Below are 23,783 nucleotides of genomic sequence, written 5' to 3'. Positions count from 1 at the left end.
CAGCCGGAACGAGATGCCTCGATACCCTCTCGCTCGCCTGCAGCCACACGCACACTGGTCATGTACGCGGCGGCTCAATCGCCTGCCAGGCCTGCCCGGGCGCCATGATCCTGCCGTGGCGAGCGGCCAAAGAAAGCCTTGTAGGCACGACTGAAGGCCGCCTCTGACTCGTAGCCGACCGCAAAACCCACGTCGCCGATGCGGCTGTCCTGGCTGGCCAGGAGGGTCCTGGCCAGCGTCAGTCGCCATTCGTTCTGGTAACGCAAGGGCGCGCGCCCCACCAGTGTGCTGAAACGCTCACAGAAACTGGAGCGTGACATGCCGGCCAGCTTCGCCAGCGCCTCGATCCGCCACTGCTGCCTGGGCTGTTCATGAATGGCCTTGAGCGCGCGTGCGATACGGGCGTCGGACAGACCGCCCAGCCACCCCGACGCGGCGCCCTGCTGGACCCAGGTGCGCAGCACGCGGATGACCGTGAGGTCGATCAGCCGCGAGACCATCAGCGCCCCGCCGGGCTGCACGTCACGGGCTTCCAGCAGCATGAAATGCAACAGCCCCTCGGACCACGCAGCGGCCTCGGCCTGCCGGATATGAATCAGCCATGGCAGGGCGAACAACATGGCGCGGAAACTGCCGGCATCGAACCAGAAGCGGCAGATGGCGAGCGTGGCGGGGCCCTCAGCGGCCGTGAGCGTCAGGCCGTCCAGCGCGTGGGGCAGCAGGAACACATCGCCAGGCGCCAGCTGCATGGCCGCCTCCTCGTCACGGCGGATCTGCACCTGCCCCGTCTGCAGCAGGCATACGTGGGCGCTGCCGCACTCCAGCGCCAGGCGTTCGCCCTGCTCGAGCGTGGCGGAATACACGCGGTCGCCGGTCAGGCGTATCTGCGCGAGCACCTGGGACAGCAGGTCTCCGTTGGTGAAGCCTTCCAGCTGCATTTCCGGAAGAATGGTCAAGTGTTCCGGTGAATCGGTCATGTCGGGATGGCGCTGCGTTGACTACTGTAGGCGCACCAGCATAGCCCAGCACGGCGCATGACCTGAAGCAATCAGGCATCGACCAGGCAGCCAAAGGCTTTGCCGATCATCCAACCGGAGGAAGCACCCAATGTTCGGAATCTCCACCCTTGGCTGGGTACATACACTGAGCAGCCTGCCGGCCATTCCACTGGCTGCGTACATGTTCGCCCGTCACGGCCGCATCCTGCCCCGCTCCGTGCCCGGCATGGCGTACCTGGTGTTCATGCTGCTGGGCGCCGGCTCGGTCTTTCTGATCGCCAGGCAGCCGGTGAGCAACATCATCGCGGCGCTCACCCTCGTCCTGCTGGTGGCAGGCTACGGGGTCGGCCACATCGGCCTGCCGGGACGAGTCGCCGTGTACCTGGAAACCATCCTGCTCAGCGTGACAGCCTTCCTGCTGATGCTGCCGACGCTATCCGAAGTGCTGCGCCGCGTGCCGGACGGCCACCCTCTGGTGACCGACCTGCATTCACCGCTGCTGATCGGCACGCAGCTCGGCCTGCTGCTGGCGCTGGTCATCGGCGTAACGGCGCAGGTGCTGTACCTGCGCCGCCGCGCCTAGCAGTCGGGGGCTGGGGTTTGCAGACAGCGGGCGCCCTGATCTGACCGGGAGGCCATCTGCGCTCGAAAGCTGATTCAGGCGACTGGCTGCTCGCGGCCAAAAGCAGTCATAAGTGTCTACAAATCAAGGGGCCATTCACATAGCGCGCCAAACAAGCGCGCTCGATTCATTAGGCATTTAACGCGTTACGTGCTGCTCCGATAAGGCCTTCCAGCCAGTCCTGATGGCCGTTGATCATCGGATTTGGCTTAGCGCGTGCAAGTTCCAACGCTGGTTCACCCTTCTGGGTTTCCTGAGTCAGTACCCGTACTCGGCCACCAGATAGGTCTTCGACTAGCCAGGCATGATGGACGTCGAGACGGTTCTCGGCCCCTTCTTCACCCGCCCAGCCATGCCATGCAATTCGCCCTGGCTGACCATTGGCCGGCGCAACGTATTCATTGCAGCGTGCCTCGACGGGAAAACCAAAGGTCTCGAAGTAAAAACGTACGCCCTCGGCCAACTGCGGGGCGGCGTTATTGTAGTAACGGACATTTGCCGAATTGGCATAGTAACTAGGCCATTGCGTGGCGATGGCCAGCAGAGGCCAGACCTGTGCGGCACTCAGCCCGAAGACGATGACCTCGTTTGAGGCGAAGTTATCGGTGAAGCCTGGCTCATACCCCTCGGGCCAATGGATGTAATTCATGACGTAGTCCTTTGGGTTGGATGTGGCGCTTGCCACGATTTTGACCAGGGCATGGTGAGCGACGACAATCCATAAGACCAATCGTCATTGGATAGGTTATCCATAAGCATGCGTGATATCAGGAGCCTCGATCTCAATCTGCTCAAAACCCTGAATGCACTGCTTGATGAAGGCAGCGTCACACGGGCAGCCGAGCGCTTAGCACTCACTCAGCCGGCGGTCAGCGGCATGCTCAATCGCTTACGCGATAGCTTCGACGACCCGTTGTTCGTCCGAGCCCAACGCGGCCTAGTACCGACCCCTCGCGCCCAGGCTCTGGCATTGCCGATAAAGCGGATTCTGGGTGAGATCGAGGGAATGCTGCAGCCGGAGGAGTTCGAGCCGGTAAGTGCAAGCTTCACCCTATCGATTGCGGCTACCGATTATGCCCAGCGCACCATCCTGCTTCCTCTGCTCGCGGAGTTGCGCCGACAGGCTCCTGGTATTCGAGTTGCCGCCCGGCCGGTAGACAATCAGCGGGTGCAACAGCAGCTGGAGTCCGGCGAGCTCGACTTGGCTATCCTCACGCCGGAAAGTACCCATGAAGGACTACACGCCAGACATCTTTATGACGAGCAGTATGTCTGTGCAATGCGTAAGGGTCATGCCGCAGCCGGCGGTTTAGATTTAGACCGCTTCTGTGCTTTGGAGCATGTCATCATGTCAATGGCAGGGGACGCTTTTAGTGGGGTGACTGACGAAGCGCTTGCCGCCCTAGGCCGTCAGAGGCGCGTTCTTCTGTCTCTGCCCAGCTTCTTACTGTTGCTGGAAGTTCTGCGCAACAGCGACCTGATTGCCGTTCTCCCTCGTCGGTTGATACAGCCCGGAGACGGCCTACAGATCCTGGAACCACCGCTAACGATTCCCGGTTTTCGTAAGCTGCTGGTATGGCATGAGCGTACCCAGCAACACCCTGCTCATCGCTGGATTCGAGCGTTGCTAGCCGAAGTCTGTAACTGAACGCTATCGGGATCGATTCTGGCTCATTCCCGACAGGCAGCTTTTGGCCGAAAGCAGTCTGTTGCCAGCGTCCGCAACCGGTCAGAAGCAGACGCGACCACTGCGCAGGTAGCGGAGATGAATCCACACCTAAGGCCTCTCGAAACATTGCCGCGCACGTTCCGCCTCTACCCGGATCGCGCAATCGGTTGCATGGTCGTTGAACAGTCCCATGGCCTGCATGAACGCGTAGACGGTCGTGGGCCCCACGAATTTCCAGCCTTGTCTTTTCAGCTCCTTCGACAGCGCCACCGACTCGGCAGAAGACGAGGCGCTCTGAGGTTCGATTGGGCCTGCTGTCTTGGGTTCGTAGCGCCAGAAGAAGGCAGCTAACGCCCCTTCCGATTCAACGATGTCACAGGCTCGCTGCGCATTGTTGATGACGGCCTCAATCTTGCCACGATGGCGGACGATGCCAGGGTCTTGAAGTAACCGCTCAATGTCGCTCTCGCCGAATTGGGCAATCCGCTCGAAATCGAAGCCATGAAATGCTGCACGGAAGTTATCTCGCTTAGCCAGGATCGTTCGCCAGCTGAGGCCCGACTGGAATGCCTCGAGGCTGATCTTCTCGAACAGGCGCCTGTCATCGGCGATGGGAAAGCCCCATTCCGTGTCGTGATACGAGAGAAACTCCGGTGCTGCTGCGCACCAGCGGCAGCGATGCAGGCCGTCGACGCCAATGATCGTCCTGTTCACCGCCTCAACTCCCCATATCCGCCAGCAGGAACTCCAGGCGGGGATCTGCCTTCGATGGTGTTACCGCTACGATTTCAGCTCGCACGACATCTTGCACAACGAAAGGGTCGTTGCTGACCCGTTCCTCAAGCTGGGCCAGCGTGGTTCCACTCGCCAGAATCATCCCTCCAGCCTGTGGCTGGAGGCTGCCGGCCAAGTGAAAAATGCCGTCGTCGAAACCGCGTTGCAGCCAATCTTTGTGCGCCTGCATCAACTGAGCTGCCTGATCGCGCCCGGCTGAAAATCTTAGAAATACGATGAACATCAGCGGTCCTCCCTGAACAATCATTCGGTCTTTGCGATTGCCTCATCGGCGATGCCATCAAGCCATGCGCACATGTGCTCGGCCTCGCGCTCGACAAAGCGTTTGTCTTGGAATGCATGTGCCAGCAGTGCAACGCCCTGACTGAAAGCCAGTACGTGCATGGCGAGCGAATCAGCCTCTGCCTCGTGCCCGAGTAGAGTGAATTGCTGGCCCAACCAGGTGCGAAACAAGGTAAACAGCTGGTTGGATTGCGGTTGCGCGGGATGGCCAATCTTGGCCAGCTCGCTGCAAAGTGTGCCGACCGGGCAGCCATGCCGGATGATCTGCGCTCGATTGGTGATGACAATGAGGATGAAGCTCTTGATGCGCTCGGCGGGAGTACTGCTCAGGGCCTCCCATGCCTGCAGCATCTCCGATGTGCTCGTCATGCGGTCCCCGATGACCGCATCCAGAATCTCGTCCTTGCTCTTGAAGTGGTAGTAAAAGTTGCCACGGGAGATGCCGACCGCATCGGCGATGTCGGCGAAAGAGGTGTGCTCATAGCCCCGCTCATAGAACAGCCTGTCCGCCTCGGAGACAATGCGCTCGCGGGTAGTCATGCCAGTCATCCAGGTGTACCTATCGCTTGCCCGTTGAGTTAGGACGCTTGACCTAATTGATAGACCAGAGCCTAGGACGATCATCCTAATCGGTCAAGTCAGGAGGACTACCTGTCGGCTCACCAGGTCGGCCTGTGATCGCAGGCAGCCTCCCGCAACAGCAGCAATGGCCAGGAAAAACTCCAGTGCCTGCATTGCTAGCGAACCCGCCGATCCGGAGCCATGCGCGAGGGGGCGTCTGCTGGTCCAGATGCACCGGCCGTTATTGACAGCCGACCGGGCATCGGTAGACTCGCCGGCATGAAGGCCCTCCTACGGTTCTACTTCCTGCTGCTGGTCAGTCTGACGCTTCCCATCAACGGGATGGCGAGCCTGCTGATGCCCGCGCAGGCGTGTGCCGTACATGCCTCGCAGTACATGCCGTCGCCCGCCATGCCTGGCATGGATCAGCAGATGAGCGCCCTCGACCCCTGTTGCGAAACGATGGCGCAAACCGGCCACAAGCAACCGTGCAAGACCGGCATGGACTGCAAAGCCGGTAGCCTGCTGCAGGTAGGCAGTGGCAAGAGCGCATTGCTGCTGATCGACCAACCGGGTCCCTTCCCCTCGAGCTTCACCCCTCTGCCTGGCGCTACCGAGCCTCTCTGGCACCCACCCCGTAGCTGATTCCTGTCGCCTGAACGCCGGCTGCCGCTGAGCGGCCGGCTCCTGCGTGCGCCTCGCGCACGGATCAAAGACATGGAATCACCACATGCCCGTATTTCGTTTACGGCGCCGTCATCTGACGGTGGCCGTGTTCGCCGGCAGCCTGGCGTTGCCCGGCCTGGCGGCAGCCTTGAGCCTGGATGAGGCCCTGCGCCTCGCCGAAGACCAGGCCCCGTCACTGGCCGCAGAGGCGGCCAACCTGGAGGCCGCGCGCCAGTCCGCCATCCCGGCAGGCGCGCTGCCCGACCCCAGGCTCAGCCTGGGACTGCGCAACGTACCGATCGAGAGTGACGCCGCCTGGCGTTTCGACCGGGAGCCGATGACCATGCAGGCCATCGGATTCACCCAGGAGGTACCCAATCGCGCCAAGCGCCGGGCGCGGATCGAGGCAGCCAGAGCGGGCGTCGATGTCGCCGAGCAGCGCCAGCAGATCGCGCGCCTGGAGGTACGCCGCCAGGTCGCCGAGGCCTGGATCGCTACCCGCTCGGTGGACGAGAAGCTCTCGCTGTTCAAACAACTCTATGACGAGAACCGCCTGCTCGAACGCGCCGTTCGCGCCCGCATCGCCGGCGGCGGCGGTAACTCGGCGGACGCCGTGGTGCCACGCCAGGAAGCTGCCCTGCTCGCGGAGAAGGAAGACGAGCTGCGGCGCACCCAAGCCGTCGCCCGCGCGGCCCTGCGCCGCTGGATAGGCGCGGCCGCCGAGCAACCCCTGAGCGGTGCCTGGCCGGACTGGCCAACCGATGCGGTCTGGTACCGCAGCCATTTGCAGCACCATCCGCAGCTGCAAGCGTACGAGCCGCTGACCCGCCAGGCCGAGGCACGCTTGAACGAGGCGATCGCCGACAAGCGGCCGGACTGGGGCTGGGGGGTGGAGTACGGCCGTCGTGAAGCCTTCGGCGACATGCTCAGCCTCAACCTCAGCATCGACCTGCCGCTGTTCGCCGGTACCCGGCAGAACCCGCGCATCGCCGCTGAAGAGGCGCGACTGGCGCAGGTGAGCGCCGAACGCGAGGACGCCCTGCGCAGGCACACCGAGGCACTGAGCGCGGACCTGGCCGAACTGCAGCGCCTGCAAAGCACGCTCGCCCGCCTCGAACAGACACTCCTGCCGCTGGCGGCAGACAAGGTGCGGCTGACGCTTGCGGACTACCGCGGTGGTCGTGGCGACCTCGGCAACGTGGTGGCAGCGCGCGAGGCCCTGCTGCAAACCCGTCTGCGCCGTATCGACGTGGCCCGTGATCGTGCCCTGGCCAACGCCCGCCTGCATTTCGCCTTTGGAGAGACCCCATGAACACCTGGATCAGATGCCTGACGAGGCTGATCACCCTCCCGCTGCTCGCCTCCTCCGTCGCCATGGCGCAAGCCGCCGATACCGAGGCCCTGGCGCGTGACGTGCTCTACTGGTACGACCCGATGTACCCGCAGCAGAAGTTCGACAAACCGGGCAAGTCCCCTTTCATGGACATGGATCTGGTGCCGCGCTACGCCGAGGAAGGGGGGGACGCCGCCAGCGTGCGCATCGCCCCCGGCATCACTCAGAACCTTGGCATGCGCGTGGCCACGGTGCGCCGCACGACCATCAGTCAGTCCGTGGATGCGGTCGGCGTGCTGGCCTTCGATGCACGCGATGTCGCCGTGGTGCAGGCGCGTAGCGGTGGTTTCGTCGAGCGCGTCTACGCCAGAGCGCCGCAGGACGTGATTGCCAGGGGCGCGCCGCTGGCTGACCTGCTGATACCGCAATGGAGTGCGGCGCAGGCTGAATTTCTGGCCCTGCGCGACCTGCAGGAACCGGAGCTGCTGGCCGCAGCCCGCCAGCGCTTGCGCCTGGCCGGCATGCCGGCCGAGCTGATCGCCCGTGTCGAGCGGTCCGGTCAGGTGCAAACGGTCTGGACGGTCACCAGCCCGATCAGCGGGGTGCTGCAGGCGCTGTCGGTGCGTGAGGGCATGACCCTGGCGGCCGGCATGTCGCTGGCCCAGGTCAACGGCCTGGACCCTGTCTGGCTCGAAGTCGCCGTACCCGAGGCCCAGGCTGGCGCCCTGCGTCAGGGCCAGCGAGTGCAGGCGCGGCTGCCCACGTTCCCCGGCAAACCGGTGGAGGGCCTTATCCAGGCGGTGCTACCGCAGGCCGACGTGCAGAGTCGCACGGTTCAGGTTCGCGTGGAGCTGCCCAACCCCGAGCAGCGTCTACGCCCAGGCATGACGGCCGAAGTGACGCTCAGCAGCGATGAGCAATCGGTGCTGGTGGTGCCCAGCGAAGCGGTGATCCGTACCGGCAAGCGCACACTGGTCATGGTGGCGGAAAGCGATGGCCGTTTTCGCCCGGTAGCCGTGCGCATCGGTCAGGAGGCCGAGCAGGATACCGTGGTCACCGACGGCCTCGAGGAAGGCCAGACGGTGGTCGCTTCCGGCCAGTTCCTGCTGGACTCCGAAGCCAGTCTGCGCGGCATCATTGCCGCCGATACGCCTCGGCCGACCGCCGCAACGCCCCCGGCCCTGCACGAGGCCGAAGGCACCATTGTCGGCATAGACGACGGCATGATCGAACTGGCGCATGGCCCGTTCAAGTCCCTCGGCATGCCGGGCATGACCATGCCCTTTCCGGTCGGCGACCCTGCCCTGCTGACGCAAGTGAAAGCCGGTGAGCGCGTTCGCGTCGGTGTATCCCAGCGCGACGACGGCCTGTTCATCGAGCGAGTGGAAAAGCTCGATGAACAGGCCGGGCATGGAGGGCATGAGCAATGATTGCCGCCATCATCCGCTGGTCGGTCGCCAATCGCTTGCTGGTCGTCCTCGCCACCCTGTTCGCCGTGGCCTGGGGTGTCTGGTCCGTCAACAACAGTCCGATCGATGCCCTGCCGGACCTGTCCGACGTGCAGGTCATCATCCGCACCCCTTACCCAGGCCAGGCGCCGCAGATCGTCGAGAATCAGGTCACCTACCCGCTGGCCACGACCATGCTGTCGGTACCGGGCGCAGCAACGGTGCGCGGGTACTCGTTCTTCGGCGACAGCTACGTCTATGTCCTGTTCGAGGATGGCACCGACCTCTACTGGGCCCGCTCACGCGTGCTCGAGTACCTCAGTCAGGTGCAGAGCCGCTTGCCCGAAGGGGTCGCGCCAAGCCTGGGGCCGGATGCCACGGGGGTGGGCTGGATCTACCAGTACGCCCTGGTCGATCGCACCGGCGGGCACGATCTCGCGCAACTGCGCTCGCTGCAAGACTGGTTCCTGCGTTACGAGCTCAAGACACTGCCCAATGTGGCCGAGGTCGCCAGCATTGGCGGCATGGTCAAGCAGTACCAGGTTCTGCTCGACCCCGTGCGCATGGCCAGCCGTGGTATCACCCAACAGCAGGTGGCCCAGGCCATCGAGGCCGCCAACCGGGAAACCGGGGGCAGCGTGCTGGAGCTGGCCGAAGCGGAGTACATGGTGCGGGCCTCCGGCTACCTGCAGTCACTGCAGGATTTTCGCGCGATCCCGTTGAAGCTCGACGCCAAGGGCACCCCGGTGACGCTGGGCGACATCGCCCATATCCAGCTCGGCCCGGAAATGCGTCGCGGCATCGCCGAACTGGATGGCGAAGGCGAAGTGGTCGGCGGCGTGGTGATCCTGCGCAGCGGCAAGAACGCCCGCGACACCATCGCGGCCGTACAGCAGCGCCTGGATGAACTGCAAAAGAGCCTGCCCGAGGGCGTGGAAGTGGTCACCACCTACGACCGCAGTGGCCTGATCGACCGTGCCGTGGAGAACCTGAGCCACAAGCTGATGGAGGAATTCATCGTCGTGGCCCTGGTCTGCGTGCTGTTCCTCTGGCACCTGCGTTCGTCGCTGGTGGCCATCATCTCACTGCCGGTCGGTGTGCTGATCGCTTTCATCGTCATGCAGAAGCAGGGCGTCAACGCCAACATCATGTCCCTCGGCGGCATCGCCATCGCCATTGGTGCGATGGTGGACGCAGCGGTGGTCATGATCGAGAACGCGCACAAGCACATCGAACACTGGCGTGAGAAGCATCCGGGCGAGGAGCTGAAGGGCGCCACGCACTGGAAGGTGATCACCGAAGCGGCGGTCGAAGTGGGCCCGGCCCTGTTCTTCAGCCTGCTGATCATCACCCTGTCGTTCATCCCGGTGTTCACCCTGCAGGCGCAGGAGGGCCGGCTGTTCGGTCCGCTGGCCTTCACCAAGACCTACGCCATGGCCGCGGCGGCCGGGCTGTCGGTGACCCTGGTGCCGGTGCTGATGGGCTACTGGATTCGCGGCAGGATCCCCGACGAGGCCCGCAACCCCATCAACCGCGGACTGATCCGCCTGTACCGGCCAGCCCTCGATGCCGTGCTCAACTGGCCGAAAACGACACTGGCGCTGTCCTTCGCCCTGTTCCTGACCGGGCTCTACCCGCTGAGCCAGCTGGGTGGCGAATTTCTCCCGCCACTGGATGAAGGCGACCTGCTCTACATGCCCACGGCGCTGCCCGGTCTGTCATCGCAGAAAGCCGGCCAGCTGTTGCAGCAGACGGATCGCCTGATCAAGACCGTGCCCGAGGTCGAGCGCGTGTTCGGCAAGGCCGGCCGCGCCGACAGCGCCACCGACCCGGCGCCGCTGGTGATGTTCGAAACCACCATTCAGTTCAAGCCCAGGGAGCAGTGGCGCGCAGGCATGACCATGGACAAGCTGGTGGAAGAGCTGGATCGCACCGTGCAGGTGCCAGGCCTGGCCAACCTGTGGATTCCGCCAATCCGCAACCGCATCGACATGCTCGCCACCGGGATCAAGAGCCCGATTGGGGTGAAGGTCGCCGGCAGCGACCTGGCGCAGATCGACAAGGCGACCGCCGAAGTCGAACGCATCGCCCGCGAGGTGCCTGGCGTGTCCTCGGCATTGGCCGAGCGCCTGACAGGCGGGCGCTACATCGACGTGGCCATCGACCGCACGGTGGCCGCCCGCTATGGCCTGAACATCGCCGAGGTGCAGGCCATCGTCGCCGGCGCCATCGGCGGGGCCAAGGTCGGCGAAACGGTGGAAGGCCTGGCCCGCTACCCCATCAACCTGCGGTACGGCCGTGAGTGGCGTGATTCGCTGGAGGCCCTGCGCGAGTTGCCGATCTACACCCCGCAAGGGAGCCAGATCACCCTGGGGACGGTCGCTCGGGTGCGCGTCGCCGACGGCCCGCCCATGCTGAAAAGCGAGAACGCACGCCCCTCCGGCTGGGTGTACATCGACGTGCGTGGTCGCGACATCGCCTCGGTGGTCGCCGACCTGCGCCAGGCCATCGATGAGCGCCTGCAACTGCCGGCGGGCATGAGCCTGAACTACTCCGGCCAGTTCGAGTTCATGGAGCGCGCCAACCAGCGCCTGAAGCTGGTGGTGCCGGCGACCCTGCTGATCATCTTCGTGCTGCTCTACCTCACCTTCACGCGAATCGATGAAGCCACGCTGATCATGGCCACCCTGCCCTTCGCGCTGACTGGCGGGGTCTGGTTCCTCTGGCTGCTGGGCTACAACCTGTCGGTCGCCACTGGCGTGGGGTTCATCGCGCTGGCCGGGGTAGCCGCGGAGTTCGGCGTGATCATGCTGCTCTATCTGAAGAACGCCTGGCAGGAAAAGCAGACGGCCGGGCACTTCGGCGAATCGGCGCTGCTCGATGCCATCCGCTTCGGCGCCGTGCAGCGTGTACGCCCGAAAGCGATGACCGTGGCCGTGATCATTGCCGGCCTGTTGCCGATCCTCTGGGGCAGCGGCACCGGCAGCGAGATCATGAGTCGCATCGCGGCGCCCATGGTCGGCGGCATGGTCACCGCGCCACTGCTGTCACTGTTCGTCCTGCCCGCCGCCTATGCCCTGATGCGCAGACGCCATGCACCCAAGGTCGACGACCGCCACGCCGCCCCAACAGCAGTCGAAACGGGAGATGCCCCATGACACGCCCGAGTCCCCTGCTCGCCGCCACAGTCAGCGAGGGCAGACAGTGCGCTGGGCAGATCAGTCGGGTAGATGCAGGACCGCATCGTTTCACGGGATAAGCGCCAACACATAGCGCCTCCAACGTGGCGCCGTCACCAGGCACCCAGGCCAGACAGGTCTGGGTGCCTCTGATGACTGCCCCAAGGCTGGTCAGCAGGTACGGCAAAGCGTCAGCGCGCCAGTGTCGCTCATCGTGCCCAGCCCGACGCGCCGATCCCGTCTCGTCGATGAGCGATGCCCGCTCGCTCGCCCTGCTCGGCGTGTCGATCGCTGCCGAAGCTCACGGACTGTCCGTCGCCTTTCGCGCGGACGCCTTCCTGTCCAGGATGCGCACTTCTCGCTGCGGGAAGGGAATCTCGAAGCCGTGCTCTTGCAGTGCCTCCAGAATCATCAGCAGCAGGTCCCCGCCTACGCGATTGCGGCCGTCGTCGACGCCCTCCATCCAGAACTCGACGAACATGTTGATGCCCGAGTCGCCGAAGCTGTCTATCTCGCAGTCCGGGCGTTCCTCGATGGGTACCTCGTCGCCGCTGAACACCTGCGGATGGCTGGCGACCACATCCTTGATGATGGCGATCAGCTTGCGGATGTCGGAGTCGTAGGCGACCGAGAAGTCGACGCGGTAGCGCTGGCTTTTGTCCTTGTGCGTCCAGTTGGTGAAAATCTCGGCGATGAACTTCTCGTTCGGTACCACGATGTCCTTGCCGTCGTAGGTTTCCAGCGTGGTCGAGCGCATGTTCAGTTCGCGCACGATGCCCGTGCGGCCATCCTCGAGTTCGACGTAGTCGCCGATCGATACCGAGCGGTCGAGCAGGATGATGATGCCGGAGATGAAGTTGGAGGCAATCGCCTGCAGGCCGAAGCCCAGGCCGACCCCCAGCGCCCCGCCGAACACCGCGAGCGTGGTGAGGTTGATCCCCATGATCTGCAGCAGCAGGAGAAAGATCAGGAAGAAGATCGACACTTCGAACAGCTTGGCCGCCACTTCCCGGGTGCGCTCGTCGAGGTTTTCCTGGTGGGCGATGAAGTCGCGCCCCGTCCGGCTGCTGACGCGTCCGAGCCAGAACAGGATGGAGCCGAAGATGGCCACGCGGGCGATGCCGTAGAGCGATATCTCGATGTTGCCGAGATTGACCGAAATGGATTCGAGAATCTGGATCAGGCCGCCCAGCAGGCCGACCATGTGCAGGAACAACAGCGGAATGCCCAGCCACCTGAGCATCGTCGCAAGCAGCTTGTGGGTGACGAAATTGCGGATGACCGAGCGGAATATGAGGATCACCGAAATGATCAGCGCGGCCTGCACCAGCCAGCCCTGACTGAGCAGGTTTTCGCTGATCTCGAGCGATACCCGCAGCATCAGGATGGCCGTCACCGGGAAGATCAGATCGCTCAGCTTCTTGATGAAGACGTGCAGCCGTTGGCTGCTCGCCCCCAGCGACGCGGTATGTTTCTGAATGCGTTTGGCAATCAGCCACGCGCCGACGTAGATCGCCAGGACGATGCCGATCTGCGTATAGGTCTCCGGTTGGAGCAGTAGTGTTTGCAGGGTATTGGCGGATTGTTCGAACTGCGTGTTGAGACTTTCAGGAATCATTTCCGGCAATCCTTGTATCGCTCCCGGTTGGCTGCCTCGCTGCCGGAACGAACCCCGGCTGACAGCGGGCAAGCTCCAGTATAGGTAACCGACATGACCCCAAGGCTGCAGCTACCCGACTCAGCCCGCTGCACCTCGCTGAGAACCGGAACGCCTGGCGCACGTCCCTGTGCGCCCGGGGCCTACCACTGGTGACTGTAGGCCAGGGTCAGCGTGGTGCCGGATGCCGGCAGGTGGCTGGTATTGCTGCTGCTGCGCATCAGCTGGCTGTACAGCGGGTAGTAATCGCGGTTGAACAGGTTCTCGATGCCCAGGCTGACCTTGTCCTTCTCGCTCAGGCGGTAGTCGCTGATCAGGTCCACGGTGAAGTAGCTGTCCACTTCGCGGCGACCGAAGCTGGCAACACCGTCCAGGCGATAGTCCTCGCTGCCGACATAGGTGGCCTGCAGGCGGTTGCTCCAGGCCTGGTCAGGCTGGTACTGCAGGTAGGCCGTGACTTTCAGCGGCGGGATGCGGAAGCCCGTCATGTCCTGCCAGTCGCCGTTGTCCGGCTTCTCGCGGCCCTTCATCCAGGTGAAGGTGGCGCCCACGCCCCAGACGTCGTCCAGGCTCAGCCAGTCGGCACTGCCCTCGATACCGTAGATGCGCTCCTGGGTACGCTTGAGGATCAGGCCATTGTTGAAGCTCTGCACGTCACCCAGGTCCGAGGTGGTGTAGAACAGCGCCAGCGAGGCCAGCGTCTGCTCGCCGAGGTCTCCGCGCCAGCCCAGTTCGTAGTTGTCGGTCTTCACCGGCTCCAGATCGGAGGAGTCGATGTCGAAACCGCGCCGGGCGTTACGCACCTGCACACCGATGTCCGGCAGCTGGAAGCCCTGGCTGAAGGCCGCGTAGATTTCCTGACCCAGAACCGGCGAGAACACCACGCCGACGTTGTAGAGCAGGTCGTCGTAACGCACCGTGCCCCCTTCCACGCGCGCTGGGCTGGCGTTGTGGATCTCGGAGAGCGGCGTGAAGTCGTCGAACCTGGCGGTGGCGTATTCGTAGCGCAGGCCGCCGTCGATCGACCACTGCTCGTTGAAGCGGTGCTGCAACTGGGCAAAGGCGCCGGTGCTGAAGGTGGTCAGCTCCGGCATGTAGGTCATCTTGCCGATCTTGTCGAAATCGGTGCCGCCGCTGGCGTCGTAGATGGCCGGGTCGAAGATGTCGAGCGGCATGTCGCTGTGCTCGTGGTTGAGATCGCCGCCCCAGACCAGCTCAGTGCTGTCGCCCAGCGCAGTGCGCAGGGTCAGGCGGCTGCCGATGACCTCGCTGTTCTGCATCACCTGGTCGACGAAACGACCCCGGGTCGCCACGCCACGGGCATCGAACGGGGTGAAGCGGGTGAAATAGTCGCGGTAGTAGAGCTGCGCCGCCATGCGGCTGCCCAGCAGGTCGTCATGGCTGTACTGCAGGTTGGCCATGCTGTTCCTGATCTGGTTCTGCTCGTCCAGGCTGAGGCCCTTGAGCGCCTGCGCCGGCACCGTGCCGGCGGGCAAGCGGGCCACGGACGGGTCGGAGGTGTAGTCGCTGTCCTGCTGGGCATCGTAGTGGCTGAGGGCGAGCTGGATGCGCTGGTTCTCGTCGATGCGCAGGCCGAGCTTGCCGCCGAGGTTGAAGGCGTTGGAGTCGAACAGGTCACCCTGGCTGGGCTCCGGGGCAATGCGCCGACCGTCGGCATCGAACGAGCTGCCGATATGCCGGGCGCCGATGTCGAGGGCGTAGTCGAACGGGCCCTGGGAGCCGGACAGGTGATGCTGCAGTTGGCCGCCGAGGCTGTCGTGGTCGAGCTGGGTCAGCGACGACGTGCCGGTCAGCGTGGTTTCGGCGCGCATGTCACCGCCTGCCGGACGGGTGGTGATGTTGATGATGCCCCCCGTGGCGCCGGCGCCATAGATCGCGCTGCTGCCATGGATGACCTCGACGCGCTCGATCAGCGCCGGGTCGATGTTGGCCAGGTTCCGCGAGGAGTCGCGGTTGGTGTTCAGCGGCACGCCATCGACCAGCACCAGCATGGTACGGCCACGCAGCGTCTGCCCGTAGTCGGTAACGGTGCGACTGGAATCGGACATGCCGGGGATGCTCTTGGCCAGTATCGTCGCCAGGCTGGCCGAGGCCATGCGCTGCGTCTCCAGCTGCTCCCGCTCGATGACGTTGACCTGACGCACCTGCGGCACCAGCACGCTGGCGGTGCGGGATGCGGTCACCTCCATGGAAGCCAGCTCGACGGCAGCGCCAGAGGCGTTCGCCTGCTCGGCGGCCACGGCGCGCGGCACCACGATGAAGGTGTGATCATCCTGCTGCTGCACATCCAGGCCACTGTCATCGAGCAGGCGCCGCAGGGCCTCGCCGGTGCTCAGGCGGCCGCGCAAGGCCGGCGAACGCTTACCGAGGGTCACGTCGCTGGAGAACAGGATCTGGCTGTCGGACTGAGCTGCCAGGCTGTTGAGGGACTGTTCGAGGGGCGCGGCGGGCAGGTCGAAATCGATTTCGCTGGCGGCCTGGGCCATCGACGACAGGCCCAGCAGCAGGCTGCTGGCCAACAGGGTAAGGCGCCGGGTCGGGGTTTTCACTGGTAGGGCTCCGGGAAAATAGAGGACGTTCCTGGAGATAGCCGCCACAGCGGCGAGCAACCCCTACCTCGCGATGAAATTATTTTTCCGCTGCACGCCGGCTCAGGCTCAGCGAGCCATCCGCAGCGCGCTGCAGCTGCACTGGCAATATCTTCGGCAACAAGACCAGCAGAGCGTCCAGGTTGGCGCTGGCGAAGGTGCCGGACACCGGCAGCTGCGCCAGGTCCGGATCGTCGAGCTGCACCCGTGTGTCGCGCTGGCGCCTGAGCGTATCCAGCACCTCCACCAGCGGCGTGCGATCGAACACCACGCGGCCGTCGACCCAGCCGTTCAGCGCCTTGGCATCCACCCGCTCCGGGCTGCCCAGCTGGCCGTTGCGCACCAGCACCTGCTGGCCGGGCGTGAGCAGCAGCTCATCGTGCAGGCCACGCACACCGACCCGCCCCTCCTCGACGGCCACGCGTACCTGCTCCGCGACACGGCTGACGCTGTAGCGGGTACCGACCACCGTGATTTCAGCCGAACCGGCCAGCGTGCGGAACGGCCGGTAGGTGGCCGGGGCGACATCGAACAACGCCTGCCCTGCCAGCAACTCGACACGGCGGCTACGCAGGTGCCAACTGACGTTGACCTGGCTGGCGCCATCGAGCATGAGGCGACTGCCGTCGGCCAGTGCGATGCTGCGGACCTGGCCCGATGCGCTGCTGTAGCGCTCGCTGCGATAGGCCGGGTCGAGCCAGAGCAGCCCCAGCGCCAGCGCACCGATCAGCACGCCCAGCGTGGCGACACGCTGGCGCGGCTTGCTGGCTGGTGGCGGCAGCGGGAAACGCTTCTTCAGCGCCTCGCGGTGGCGTGCCAGCGCATCGTCGGTAGCATCCTGCTCGTCGGTCCGCGAGTTCATGCGCGCGCCTTCTGGTAGCCCAGGCGGGCCAGACACTTGGCCACGCCGACCTTGATGTGCTTCTCCACCGCCTTCAGCGAAATCCCCAGTCGCTCGGCGACCTCCTGCTGCGGTAGCTCGTGAATCTTGTGCATGACGAATACCTGCTGGCAGCGCGGCGGCAGTTCGGCAATGGCCGCGCTCAAGCGCTCCAGCTCGTCAGCGGCGGCATGCTGACGCTCCACGCCCGGGGTACTGCAGAGCACCTCGGCCAGGTCCGCCTGGTCGTCGACCCAGGCCTGCCGGCGGCGCTCGCTGCGGTAGTGGCTGATGGCGCGATCATGGGTGATCTTGCGCAGCAGCGCCAAGGGTACGCGTACCGCCTCTTTCTCGGGCGACTCCAGCAGTTGCACGCAGACATCGTGCACCACCTCATGCGCGGCCTGACGGTCGCCGAAACGGCGGCGGACAGAGTCGACCAGCTCGTCATAATGCCGGGCTAGGGTCGAGATCAGGGACGGTTTGGCCGGAGCGTGAGGCAAGGGTTCGTGCGCGCTGGATGTCGGAAAGTGCGCGAATATAAATGATAACGACTAACATTTGAAGCTGCCCAACCAGGCAAAGTGCCACGAACGAGTCGAGACCCGACTGATCGGATTGCGCACGGCACGACCACCCTGCCCTGAGTTGCAAAGCGATGGTCGAGTGGCCGAGCAGGCGCTACCATCTGCCCTCCATGCATCGAACCAGGCCCCTTGCCCCCTTGCCGGGCTTGCCCTGTTCCATGCATCAACTTCGTGGAGGGAAGCCATGTCGACTGCACTGCTGATCATCGATGTTCAACATGCACTGTGTACCGGAGAATACGCTGCGTTCGACAGCGACCGGGTGATCGAAAGAATCAACACACTCTCGGCGCAGGCACGGGCCGCTCACGCAGCGGTTGTGCTGATCCAGCACGAAGAAAATGACGGCCTCCTGCGTTTCGACACCGCCCCCTGGCAGCTGGCCGAGGGACTGACGACCTCACCGAGCGATCTGCGGGTTCGCAAGACCACGCCGGACTCCTTCCATCGCACCGACCTCACCCAGCTGCTGCAGGCACGGGATATCTCCCACCTGGTGATCTGTGGTCTGCAGAGCGACTTCTGCGTCGATACCACGACCCGCCGCGCCCTGGCGCTGGGCTACGAGGTGACCCTGGTCGAGGACGCCCACTCGACGGTGGACAATGGCGTCCTGACGGCTGCGCAGATCACCGCCCACCACAACGTCACGCTGGCCAACATGACCAGCTTCGGCAAGCGCACCACCGTTATCCCAGCTGCCGATGTCCGCATCCAGGCATAGCGCCTGGCCGTCAGTTTGCACCTATCGAGCGAAACACATGACGACCTACTCCTGCGTGCTGGAAACGCCCTCCGTCGAGACCTACCGGGCGCTGCGCCTTGCCTCGGGGCTCAGCCCGAAAACCATCGAGGCCGCACTGAAGGGACTGCCCAATACACTCTTCGCCGTACAGATCCTGCATGACGAGCAGCCGGTGGGCATGGGCCGCATCATCGGCGACGGAGGCTGCTTCTTTCAGGTGGTGGACATCGCCGTCCTCAAGGAACACCAGGGCAAGGGCCTGGGCAAGCGCATCATGGGGGAAATACTGCAATACATCGAAGCCGAGGTACCCGAAAGCGGCTATGTCAGCCTGATCGCCGATGGCCAGGCGCAAGACCTGTACGCGCAGTTCGGCTTCGTCCATACCGCCCCGCGCTCTGTCGGGATGGCCTACAAGCGACCACAGGGCGTGGCGCCGGAAGATGCGTGAGGCTTGGCGACGAGGCGCAAACCAATCCCAAACAATGGACATGCACGGCGTGGCTCCTACCGGGCTGAGAAAAGCTTCTGCCTTCTCCACTTCTACTGCTGGAAAATCGGCAGAGATCGGCCAGAAGTGGTCGCTTAGAAATGGACTCACTCCGCTCGTCCACGAGGGGTACGATTCAATTGTCATCAGGGAGGAATTGTTATGCGCTTCTCGTGGTTTTTGGCATCGGTTCTGACGCTGGCTGGTGACGCGGTTTCTCAGACACTTAACGCTATTCCCGATGGTCGTCGCGGTTCTCCAGGAGACTTTCTTGAGACCCAGATGCAGTCTGATGGACAACTACTTTTCACGTTCTGGACAACAGGCGGTGGAGGTCATGTATGCCGACTGCATGGCTTGGCTGTACCCACTGAAAGTGGCGTTTTTGTATTTCGCGAAGCGGGATCAAAATGTGTGTTTCATCTGTTCGCAGAGAGCGATGCTCTTCGCACCGAGGATGTTGGCGAGCAGTGCCGGGAGGAGAACTGCGGACCTAGAAACGTTTTCGGCAGCATGCGTTGGCCCCTGAACCAGACTCTTCCTCTTACGGATGAGATTCGCCCTGCGTGGTAGTTGAATCGCCCCAGATTTTGCAGGCACCTAATGACTGCTCCTGGCCGATAGCAACCTGTCACCAGCGTCTGCTATCGGCCAAAAGCGGTCATCCAAAAATTTACGATTAAGGGGAAGGCGTGTGCTCACTAACACTAGGTCCAATCCGGACATCCTTCTGGCCACTGGCAATCAGTGCCCCCGCCACCACTCCGCTGTCTATGGCTGAACTCAGGTACTGGCGGATGAACCGCGCCCCCGCCAGACGCCCCTTGGGTACCGCCATCGCCTGGCAGATCTCGGTGAGCTGTCACCCAGCACCCGGTAGCCCGAATTGAGCCGGGCGAACGCCTGCAGCGGCATCCAACCCCTGCTCAACAAACCAATCCACCGCTGCCGCAGAGGTCGGCGCACGCACCAGTTCGGAGGCGCTCAGCGTGCGACTGAGGAACAGGTCATACGCCGCGCCCTTGCCGACCGCTAGGCGCAGGTCCGCCTGGTCCAGATCGGTCACCGACTGGAACGGGCTGTCCGCGCGAACCAGATAAGTGCCCTCAATGATCACGTAGGGGTGGCTGAACTCGATCTGCGCCTCACGCACCGGCTCGATGGCCAGAAACGCCAGGTCCCAGCGATCCTCGGGCAGCGCGGCAAATACCTTGCCGGCGGCATCGAAGGTGACGAACTAGATCGCCACCCCCAACGCCTCGGGCCAGCGCGGTGGATACGCCACCGGGCTGGCCGCCTTCGCCCCGCTGGGCGAGCAACGGGTTGCCGCCGTAGTTGATCGCCGCACGCAGCACACCGGTGGGCGCCAGTTCGGCGAGAACGGCGGCATCGACCGTCATCAGTGGCTCTCCTCGGCGGCCAGAGCAGCCTCTGCGCCTTCATCCGCATTGTTCACTCGCATCAGCAGAGTCATCAGGAAGGCAATGGCCAGCAGCACGCTGAGGAACAGCAGGCCGGTGGTGGCGCTGTTGGTGTTGCCCTTGACGACGCCGAGCATGGACGGCCCGACGAAGCCGCCGAGGTTACCGATGGAGTTGATCACAGCAATCGACACGGCGGCGGTGGAACGGCTGAGGAACAGCGTCGGCAGCGCCCAGAACGGCGATTTGAAGCTATACAGGCCGGCCAGGGTCAGGCTGATCATGGCAATCGCCAGTACCGGGCTGCTGACCAGGCCGGCACCGACCATGGCGGCAGTGGCCACCGCCAGCGGAATAGCCGAGTGCAGCTTGCGCTCGTTGTGGCGGTCTGAACTGCGTGACCAGGCAATCATCACGATGGTGGCGACGATGTACGGCACCATGGCGATCAGGCCAATCTGGGTGTGGGTCAGCGACTCGGAGAAGCTCTTGATGATCTGCGGCATCCAGTAGCCGACGCCGAGGCTGCCGCACTGGTAGACGAAGTAAATGAAGGAGAGATAGAGCACCTTCGGGTTGGCCATGGTCTTCAGCGTGCCGAGGTGTTTGACGTTCTTGCGCGACTTGCGGTCGTTCTCCAGCTCGTTGATCAGCCAACTGCGCTCCTCATCGGTCAGCCACTTGGCCTGCTCCGGCTTGTCGGTCAGGTAGAAGTAGCAGGCCACGCCCAGCAGCACCGCCGGGATGCCTTCGAGGAACAGCATCCAGCGCCAGCCGCTCCAGCCCATCCAATTAATGTTGTCCATGATCCAGGTACTCAACGGCGCACCGATGATGTACGACACCGGGATGGCCGCAGTGAACAGCGCCACCGTGGTAGCCAATTCCTTGGAGCGGAACCAGTAGGTCAGGTAGACGATGATGCCCGGGAAGAAACCGGCCTCGGCCACGCCCAGCAGGAAGCGCAGCACATACAGCTGGTTGGCGGTTTCAGCGAACGCGGTACCGGCCGCAATCGCACCCCAGGTGACGAGAATACGGGCGATCCATACCCGCGCGCCGTAACGGTTGAGCAGCACGTTGCTCGGCACCTCGAAGAGGAAGTAGCCGAGGAAGAAGATCCCGGAAATGAAGCCGAAGGCTTCGGCCGAGAGGGCCAGGTCGGCATTCATCTGCAGCGCGGCGTAGCCGATGTTGGCGCGGTCCAGGTAGGAAACGATATAGAGCAGGAAAACGAAAGGAATGATGCGCAGGGTGACCTTGCGTACCACCGCCCTCTCGAAGCTGGAGCTGCGGCAGCAACGAGGCGGTCAGGTGGCTGTACGGGTCATCCGCCTGATGGAAGTAATGCACCACCGGCTCCTGCCCCTGCAATCGCCTTGGCAAAGCGGCCAGGCGCCATCGCCAGTCACGCAGGGTCGGGCTGGTAAGCGTTCGCGTCAGGGTACGAGAGATGGCTGCTTTCAACTGCGACTCCTGCCGACACCCGTCATCCGCGCCGCGGGCGTCGTGATTATTGTTCTGCCGAGCGCCGCTGTCCTGGTGGTCAGGCTTCGGGTTCAGCGTGCGGAATGGGCATAGACGTTATGAGCATCGGCGGTCGATCTCAATGACCTGGCAAGCCATGTGTGTATCCAGACCCGAGTACCCAGGATTACCGGCAGGTTCGAGCGCCCGAATGACATGGCCGCTGCTCTTCCAGCGCCGCAGCGCCGCAGCGCCGCCTCGAATCCCCGGACACGCCGTGACCGATCAGTACTGTTTCAAGCTGCTGGCATATGGACAGCAAAGCCGCGCTATCATGCCCGCGCCTGCGTTCGGCACGACGACTAGGAGCAGTAGATGAACGATTCGCGCCAGGCGGTCTTCGCCCAGGAATGCGACCTGATCATGAAGGGCGGTATCACCAGCGGCATCGTCTATCCGCTGGCCATTACCGAGATTGCCAAGGCATTTCGTCTGCGCAGCATCGGCGGTACCAGTGCCGGTGCCATTGCCGCGGCAGCGGCGGCCGCTGCCGAGCTGGGCCGCCAGCGCTACCAGCAGGGGCAGCTGCAGCAGGACCCCGCCGGCTTCGCCGAAATCGAGCGACTTCCCGAACACCTCTGCACCCCTGCGGCCGGTGGCCGCGGCACCAAACTGCTGGCGCTGTTCAGACCCGTCGCGCCTTTGCGCACGCTGTTCGACACCTTCATCGCGATCCTCGACAGCAAAGGCAAGAGCCCCTGGGTGCGGGTGGTCGCGCCCCTGAAGGTCATGCTGGCCCGACACAAGCTTGCCGCGCTGCTCGGTGCCCTGCTCGCCGGCGGGCCGCTGTGGTGGAGCGCCATCGCCAGCGACAGCCTACTGGTGTGGCTCTGGGTCGCGCTTTTCGCGGTGCTTGGCAGTACCCTGGCGGTCGTCTTGCGCCTGCTCGTGCCTGCACTGCGGGAAATCCCGGCGAATGGTTTCGGCCTGTGCACCGGTATGCCGGCAACGGACGACAGCGTCCCCGGGGAAGCCCTGACCACCTGGCTGACCCAGTACCTCGATCGCCTCAGTGGTCAGCAGGCATTCTGCGCGGGCCAGGCCGAGGCCATCGAATGCGAGCGGCCGCTGACCTTCGGCGACCTGCGCAAGCAGGGTATCGACCTGCAGGTCATGACCACCTGCCTGAGCATGGCGCGCCCCTTCCGCCTGCCGTTCCGTGATGACGACCAGGTGCGCGAGAACAATCAGTTCCATTTCCGCGAGGAAGAGTTCGCCCGCCTGTTCCCCCGGCGCGTGGTCGATTGGATGAGCGCGCACCAGCGCCCGAGCGACAGCGAGCGGCACGACGGCTATCTGCGCCTGCCGGTGCCGGACGACCTGCCGGTGATCGTCGCCGTGCGCATGAGCCTGAGCTTCCCCCTGCTGCTCAGCGCCGTGCCGCTGCATGCCGTGGACTACCGCAAGCCCGGCAAGCGGCTGGAGCGCTGCTGGTTCACCGATGGCGGCATCAGCTCCAACTTTCCCATCCACTTCTTCGACGCCGCACTGCCGCGCCGCCCGACCTTCGGCCTCGACCTGGGACCGACCGACGGCGCCGACGCGCAACGGGTGCGTTTTCCGCGCAACAACGGCGACGCACGGCTGGCCTACTGGCGGCGCTTTCCGCAGCACGGCCTGCCCGCCCTGCGCGGTTTTCTCGGCCAGCTCAGCAATGTCGCCAAGGACTGGAACCACGAGACCCTGTCGCTGCTGCCCGGCTTCCGCGACCGCATCGGCCTGATCCAGCTGACCCCGGACGAAGGTGGGCTCAACCTGAACATGCCCAGGGAGCGCATCGAACGGCTGACCCGCTACGGCCGCGAAGCCGGCCAGCAGTTCGTGCTGCGCTTCGGGAACCCGGCGCATTGGCAGCCCGGTGCGCAGGCCTCGCCGATGAATTGGGAGAACCACCAGATCATCCGCCTGCGCCTGCAACTGGCCAGCGTCGCCGAACAGCTGCAGAGCCTGGAGCGAGCCTGCCGCGAGCTGCATGACACGCCCCAGGATTACCAGCGTTTCTTCGGCACGGATGCCAGGCACTCCAGCTACCCCTTCAAGGGCCTCAACGACCTGGAGCAGGACCCGGACACCGGCCTCTACCGTACCCAGGCCGGCCTGGCCCAGGCCATGCTCGAGCAGTTGCGCCGCATCGCCCAGATGATCGAGCAGCATCCCGACAGCCACCCGGCCATCGGTGCGCCCAAGCCCACGCCGGAATTGAAGCTGCGGCCACGTCTCTAGGCTCTGTACGAATAGTGCCTGCGCTCGGTGATGCTGCGTTGAAATCGCTCTCAGAATGCTCATTTACAGCACGTAAACTGCGCTTCTTCGA

At 64.1% G+C, this 23,783-nt stretch carries 19 protein-coding genes and 1 pseudogene; 9 read left to right on the top strand and 11 right to left on the bottom strand.

From position 1 onward, the window contains the following. Window positions 1-74: 74 nt before the first annotated feature. Entirely contained in the window at window positions 75-977 is a 903-nt protein-coding gene (locus E4487_RS16755; RefSeq protein WP_175253901.1) for an AraC family transcriptional regulator, read from the bottom strand. Between the two features lie 130 nt (window positions 978-1,107). On the opposite strand from E4487_RS16755, the gene E4487_RS16750 reads away from it, so the two are divergent. Then, complete coding sequence (locus tag E4487_RS16750) at window positions 1,108-1,581, top strand: hypothetical protein (protein ID WP_175253900.1); 474 nt, start codon at window positions 1,108-1,110, stop codon at window positions 1,579-1,581. Between the two features lie 169 nt (window positions 1,582-1,750). Here the strand turns inward: E4487_RS16750 and E4487_RS16745 are convergent, their stop codons facing one another. Beyond that, window positions 1,751-2,269: a polyketide cyclase gene (locus E4487_RS16745; protein WP_037057524.1), complete on the bottom strand. Its 519-nt coding sequence runs from the start codon at window positions 2,267-2,269 to the stop codon at window positions 1,751-1,753. Between the two features lie 108 nt (window positions 2,270-2,377). Between E4487_RS16745 and E4487_RS16740 the strand changes: the two genes are divergently transcribed. Beyond that, the gene (locus E4487_RS16740) at window positions 2,378-3,268 is read left to right on the top strand and encodes a LysR family transcriptional regulator (RefSeq protein WP_037057526.1); all 891 of its coding nucleotides are present in this window, start codon (window positions 2,378-2,380) and stop codon (window positions 3,266-3,268) included. 129 nt (window positions 3,269-3,397) lie between these two features. Here E4487_RS16740 and E4487_RS16735 read toward each other — a convergent pair whose 3' ends face one another. The 3 genes from E4487_RS16735 to E4487_RS16725 are packed head-to-tail and all read right to left on the bottom strand — an operon-like array spanning window position 3,398 to window position 4,906. Further along, window positions 3,398-4,003, bottom strand: coding sequence for a DNA-3-methyladenine glycosylase I (locus E4487_RS16735; RefSeq protein WP_175253899.1), 606 nt, complete (start codon window positions 4,001-4,003; stop codon window positions 3,398-3,400). Window positions 4,004-4,007: 4 nt separating this feature from the next. Next, window positions 4,008-4,307, bottom strand: coding sequence for a YciI family protein (locus E4487_RS16730; RefSeq protein WP_175253898.1), 300 nt, complete (start codon window positions 4,305-4,307; stop codon window positions 4,008-4,010). Between the two features lie 20 nt (window positions 4,308-4,327). After that, the gene (locus E4487_RS16725; protein ID WP_218952981.1) at window positions 4,328-4,906 is read right to left on the bottom strand and encodes a TetR/AcrR family transcriptional regulator; all 579 of its coding nucleotides are present in this window, start codon (window positions 4,904-4,906) and stop codon (window positions 4,328-4,330) included. Window positions 4,907-5,206: 300 nt separating this feature from the next. Between E4487_RS16725 and E4487_RS16720 the strand changes: the two genes are divergently transcribed. The 4 genes from E4487_RS16720 to E4487_RS16705 all read left to right on the top strand — a co-directional run bounded on the left by E4487_RS16720 (window position 5,207) and on the right by E4487_RS16705 (window position 11,532). Then, on the top strand, window positions 5,207-5,572 hold the full coding sequence (locus E4487_RS16720; protein WP_051800533.1) for a hypothetical protein: 366 nt from the start codon (window positions 5,207-5,209) through the stop codon (window positions 5,570-5,572). An 85-nt stretch (window positions 5,573-5,657) separates the two neighbouring features. Then, complete coding sequence (locus E4487_RS16715; protein WP_175253896.1) at window positions 5,658-6,905, top strand: TolC family protein; 1,248 nt, start codon at window positions 5,658-5,660, stop codon at window positions 6,903-6,905. Next, window positions 6,902-8,356: an efflux RND transporter periplasmic adaptor subunit gene (locus E4487_RS16710; protein WP_175253895.1), complete on the top strand. Its 1,455-nt coding sequence runs from the start codon at window positions 6,902-6,904 to the stop codon at window positions 8,354-8,356. The genes E4487_RS16715 and E4487_RS16710 overlap by 4 nt, the downstream gene beginning before the upstream one ends. Further along, the gene (locus E4487_RS16705; RefSeq protein WP_175253894.1) at window positions 8,353-11,532 is read left to right on the top strand and encodes an efflux RND transporter permease subunit; all 3,180 of its coding nucleotides are present in this window, start codon (window positions 8,353-8,355) and stop codon (window positions 11,530-11,532) included. Before E4487_RS16710 ends, E4487_RS16705 begins: the two co-directional genes overlap by 4 nt. 322 nt (window positions 11,533-11,854) lie before the next feature. On the opposite strand, the gene E4487_RS16700 is transcribed toward E4487_RS16705, so the two are convergent. From E4487_RS16700 to E4487_RS16685, 4 genes are all read right to left on the bottom strand, one after another. Next, window positions 11,855-13,171 (bottom strand): mechanosensitive ion channel family protein, encoded by a 1,317-nt coding sequence (locus E4487_RS16700; RefSeq protein ID WP_037048222.1) that lies wholly within the window; start codon window positions 13,169-13,171, stop codon window positions 11,855-11,857. A gap of 182 nt (window positions 13,172-13,353) precedes the next feature. After that, on the bottom strand, window positions 13,354-15,780 hold the full coding sequence (locus E4487_RS16695; RefSeq protein WP_175253893.1) for a TonB-dependent receptor: 2,427 nt from the start codon (window positions 15,778-15,780) through the stop codon (window positions 13,354-13,356). Window positions 15,781-15,859: 79 nt separating this feature from the next. After that, the gene (locus tag E4487_RS16690; RefSeq protein ID WP_175253892.1) at window positions 15,860-16,681 is read right to left on the bottom strand and encodes a FecR family protein; all 822 of its coding nucleotides are present in this window, start codon (window positions 16,679-16,681) and stop codon (window positions 15,860-15,862) included. Continuing rightward, window positions 16,678-17,202 carry an RNA polymerase sigma factor gene (locus E4487_RS16685; protein WP_175253891.1) on the bottom strand — a complete coding sequence of 175 codons (525 nt, stop codon included), beginning with the start codon at window positions 17,200-17,202 and terminating at the stop codon, window positions 16,678-16,680. Before E4487_RS16685 ends, E4487_RS16690 begins: the two co-directional genes overlap by 4 nt. Window positions 17,203-17,470: 268 nt before the next feature. On the opposite strand from E4487_RS16685, the gene E4487_RS16680 reads away from it, so the two are divergent. Both E4487_RS16680 and E4487_RS16675 read left to right on the top strand, forming a co-directional pair. Then, window positions 17,471-18,010, top strand: a complete 540-nt coding sequence (locus E4487_RS16680) for a cysteine hydrolase family protein (RefSeq protein ID WP_175253890.1) — start codon at window positions 17,471-17,473, stop codon at window positions 18,008-18,010. 37 nt (window positions 18,011-18,047) lie between these two features. Next, window positions 18,048-18,482: a GNAT family N-acetyltransferase gene (locus E4487_RS16675; RefSeq protein ID WP_134676806.1), complete on the top strand. Its 435-nt coding sequence runs from the start codon at window positions 18,048-18,050 to the stop codon at window positions 18,480-18,482. A 718-nt stretch (window positions 18,483-19,200) separates the two neighbouring features. On the opposite strand, the pseudogene E4487_RS16670 reads toward E4487_RS16675, so the two are convergent. After that, window positions 19,201-19,924 (bottom strand): annotated as a pseudogene (locus E4487_RS16670) (restriction endonuclease). Next, a complete protein-coding gene (locus E4487_RS16665) occupies window positions 19,921-21,213 on the bottom strand; it encodes an MFS transporter (RefSeq protein WP_175253889.1) in 1,293 nt (430 codons plus the stop codon). The pseudogene E4487_RS16670 and the gene E4487_RS16665 overlap by 4 nt, the downstream one beginning before the upstream one ends. Before the next feature lie 571 nt (window positions 21,214-21,784). Between E4487_RS16665 and E4487_RS16660 the strand changes: the two genes are divergently transcribed. Further along, window positions 21,785-23,692 carry a patatin-like phospholipase family protein gene (locus E4487_RS16660; RefSeq protein ID WP_175253888.1) on the top strand — a complete coding sequence of 636 codons (1,908 nt, stop codon included), beginning with the start codon at window positions 21,785-21,787 and terminating at the stop codon, window positions 23,690-23,692. Window positions 23,693-23,783 lie beyond the last annotated feature (91 nt).

This window comes from Pseudomonas sp. BMW13, from assembly GCF_013357275.1.
GTDB lineage: Bacteria > Pseudomonadota > Gammaproteobacteria > Pseudomonadales > Pseudomonadaceae > Aquipseudomonas > Aquipseudomonas khazarica.
This window is presented reverse-complemented; position numbering and strand designations above follow the sequence as displayed.

What these genes read in the sequence shown, in the direction of transcription:
- E4487_RS16720 (WP_051800533.1), top strand. Translation starts at nt 5,207, where the DNA reads ATGAAGGCCCTCCTACGGTTCTACTTCCTGCTGCTGGTCAGTCTGACG.
- E4487_RS16715 (WP_175253896.1), top strand. Translation starts at nt 5,658, where the DNA reads ATGCCCGTATTTCGTTTACGGCGCCGTCATCTGACGGTGGCCGTGTTC.
- E4487_RS16675 (WP_134676806.1), top strand. Translation starts at nt 18,048, where the DNA reads ATGACGACCTACTCCTGCGTGCTGGAAACGCCCTCCGTCGAGACCTAC.
- E4487_RS16750 (WP_175253900.1), top strand. Translation starts at nt 1,108, where the DNA reads ATGTTCGGAATCTCCACCCTTGGCTGGGTACATACACTGAGCAGCCTG.
- E4487_RS16710 (WP_175253895.1), top strand. Translation starts at nt 6,902, where the DNA reads ATGAACACCTGGATCAGATGCCTGACGAGGCTGATCACCCTCCCGCTG.
- E4487_RS16680 (WP_175253890.1), top strand. Translation starts at nt 17,471, where the DNA reads ATGTCGACTGCACTGCTGATCATCGATGTTCAACATGCACTGTGTACC.
- E4487_RS16740 (WP_037057526.1), top strand. Translation starts at nt 2,378, where the DNA reads ATGCGTGATATCAGGAGCCTCGATCTCAATCTGCTCAAAACCCTGAAT.
- E4487_RS16755 (WP_175253901.1), bottom strand. Translation starts at nt 977, where the DNA reads ATGACCGATTCACCGGAACACTTGACCATTCTTCCGGAAATGCAGCTG.
- E4487_RS16730 (WP_175253898.1), bottom strand. Translation starts at nt 4,307, where the DNA reads ATGTTCATCGTATTTCTAAGATTTTCAGCCGGGCGCGATCAGGCAGCT.
- E4487_RS16705 (WP_175253894.1), top strand. Translation starts at nt 8,353, where the DNA reads ATGATTGCCGCCATCATCCGCTGGTCGGTCGCCAATCGCTTGCTGGTC.
- E4487_RS16725 (WP_218952981.1), bottom strand. Translation starts at nt 4,906, where the DNA reads ATGACTACCCGCGAGCGCATTGTCTCCGAGGCGGACAGGCTGTTCTAT.
- E4487_RS16745 (WP_037057524.1), bottom strand. Translation starts at nt 2,269, where the DNA reads ATGAATTACATCCATTGGCCCGAGGGGTATGAGCCAGGCTTCACCGAT.
- E4487_RS16700 (WP_037048222.1), bottom strand. Translation starts at nt 13,171, where the DNA reads ATGATTCCTGAAAGTCTCAACACGCAGTTCGAACAATCCGCCAATACC.
- E4487_RS16660 (WP_175253888.1), top strand. Translation starts at nt 21,785, where the DNA reads ATGAACGATTCGCGCCAGGCGGTCTTCGCCCAGGAATGCGACCTGATC.
- E4487_RS16690 (WP_175253892.1), bottom strand. Translation starts at nt 16,681, where the DNA reads ATGAACTCGCGGACCGACGAGCAGGATGCTACCGACGATGCGCTGGCA.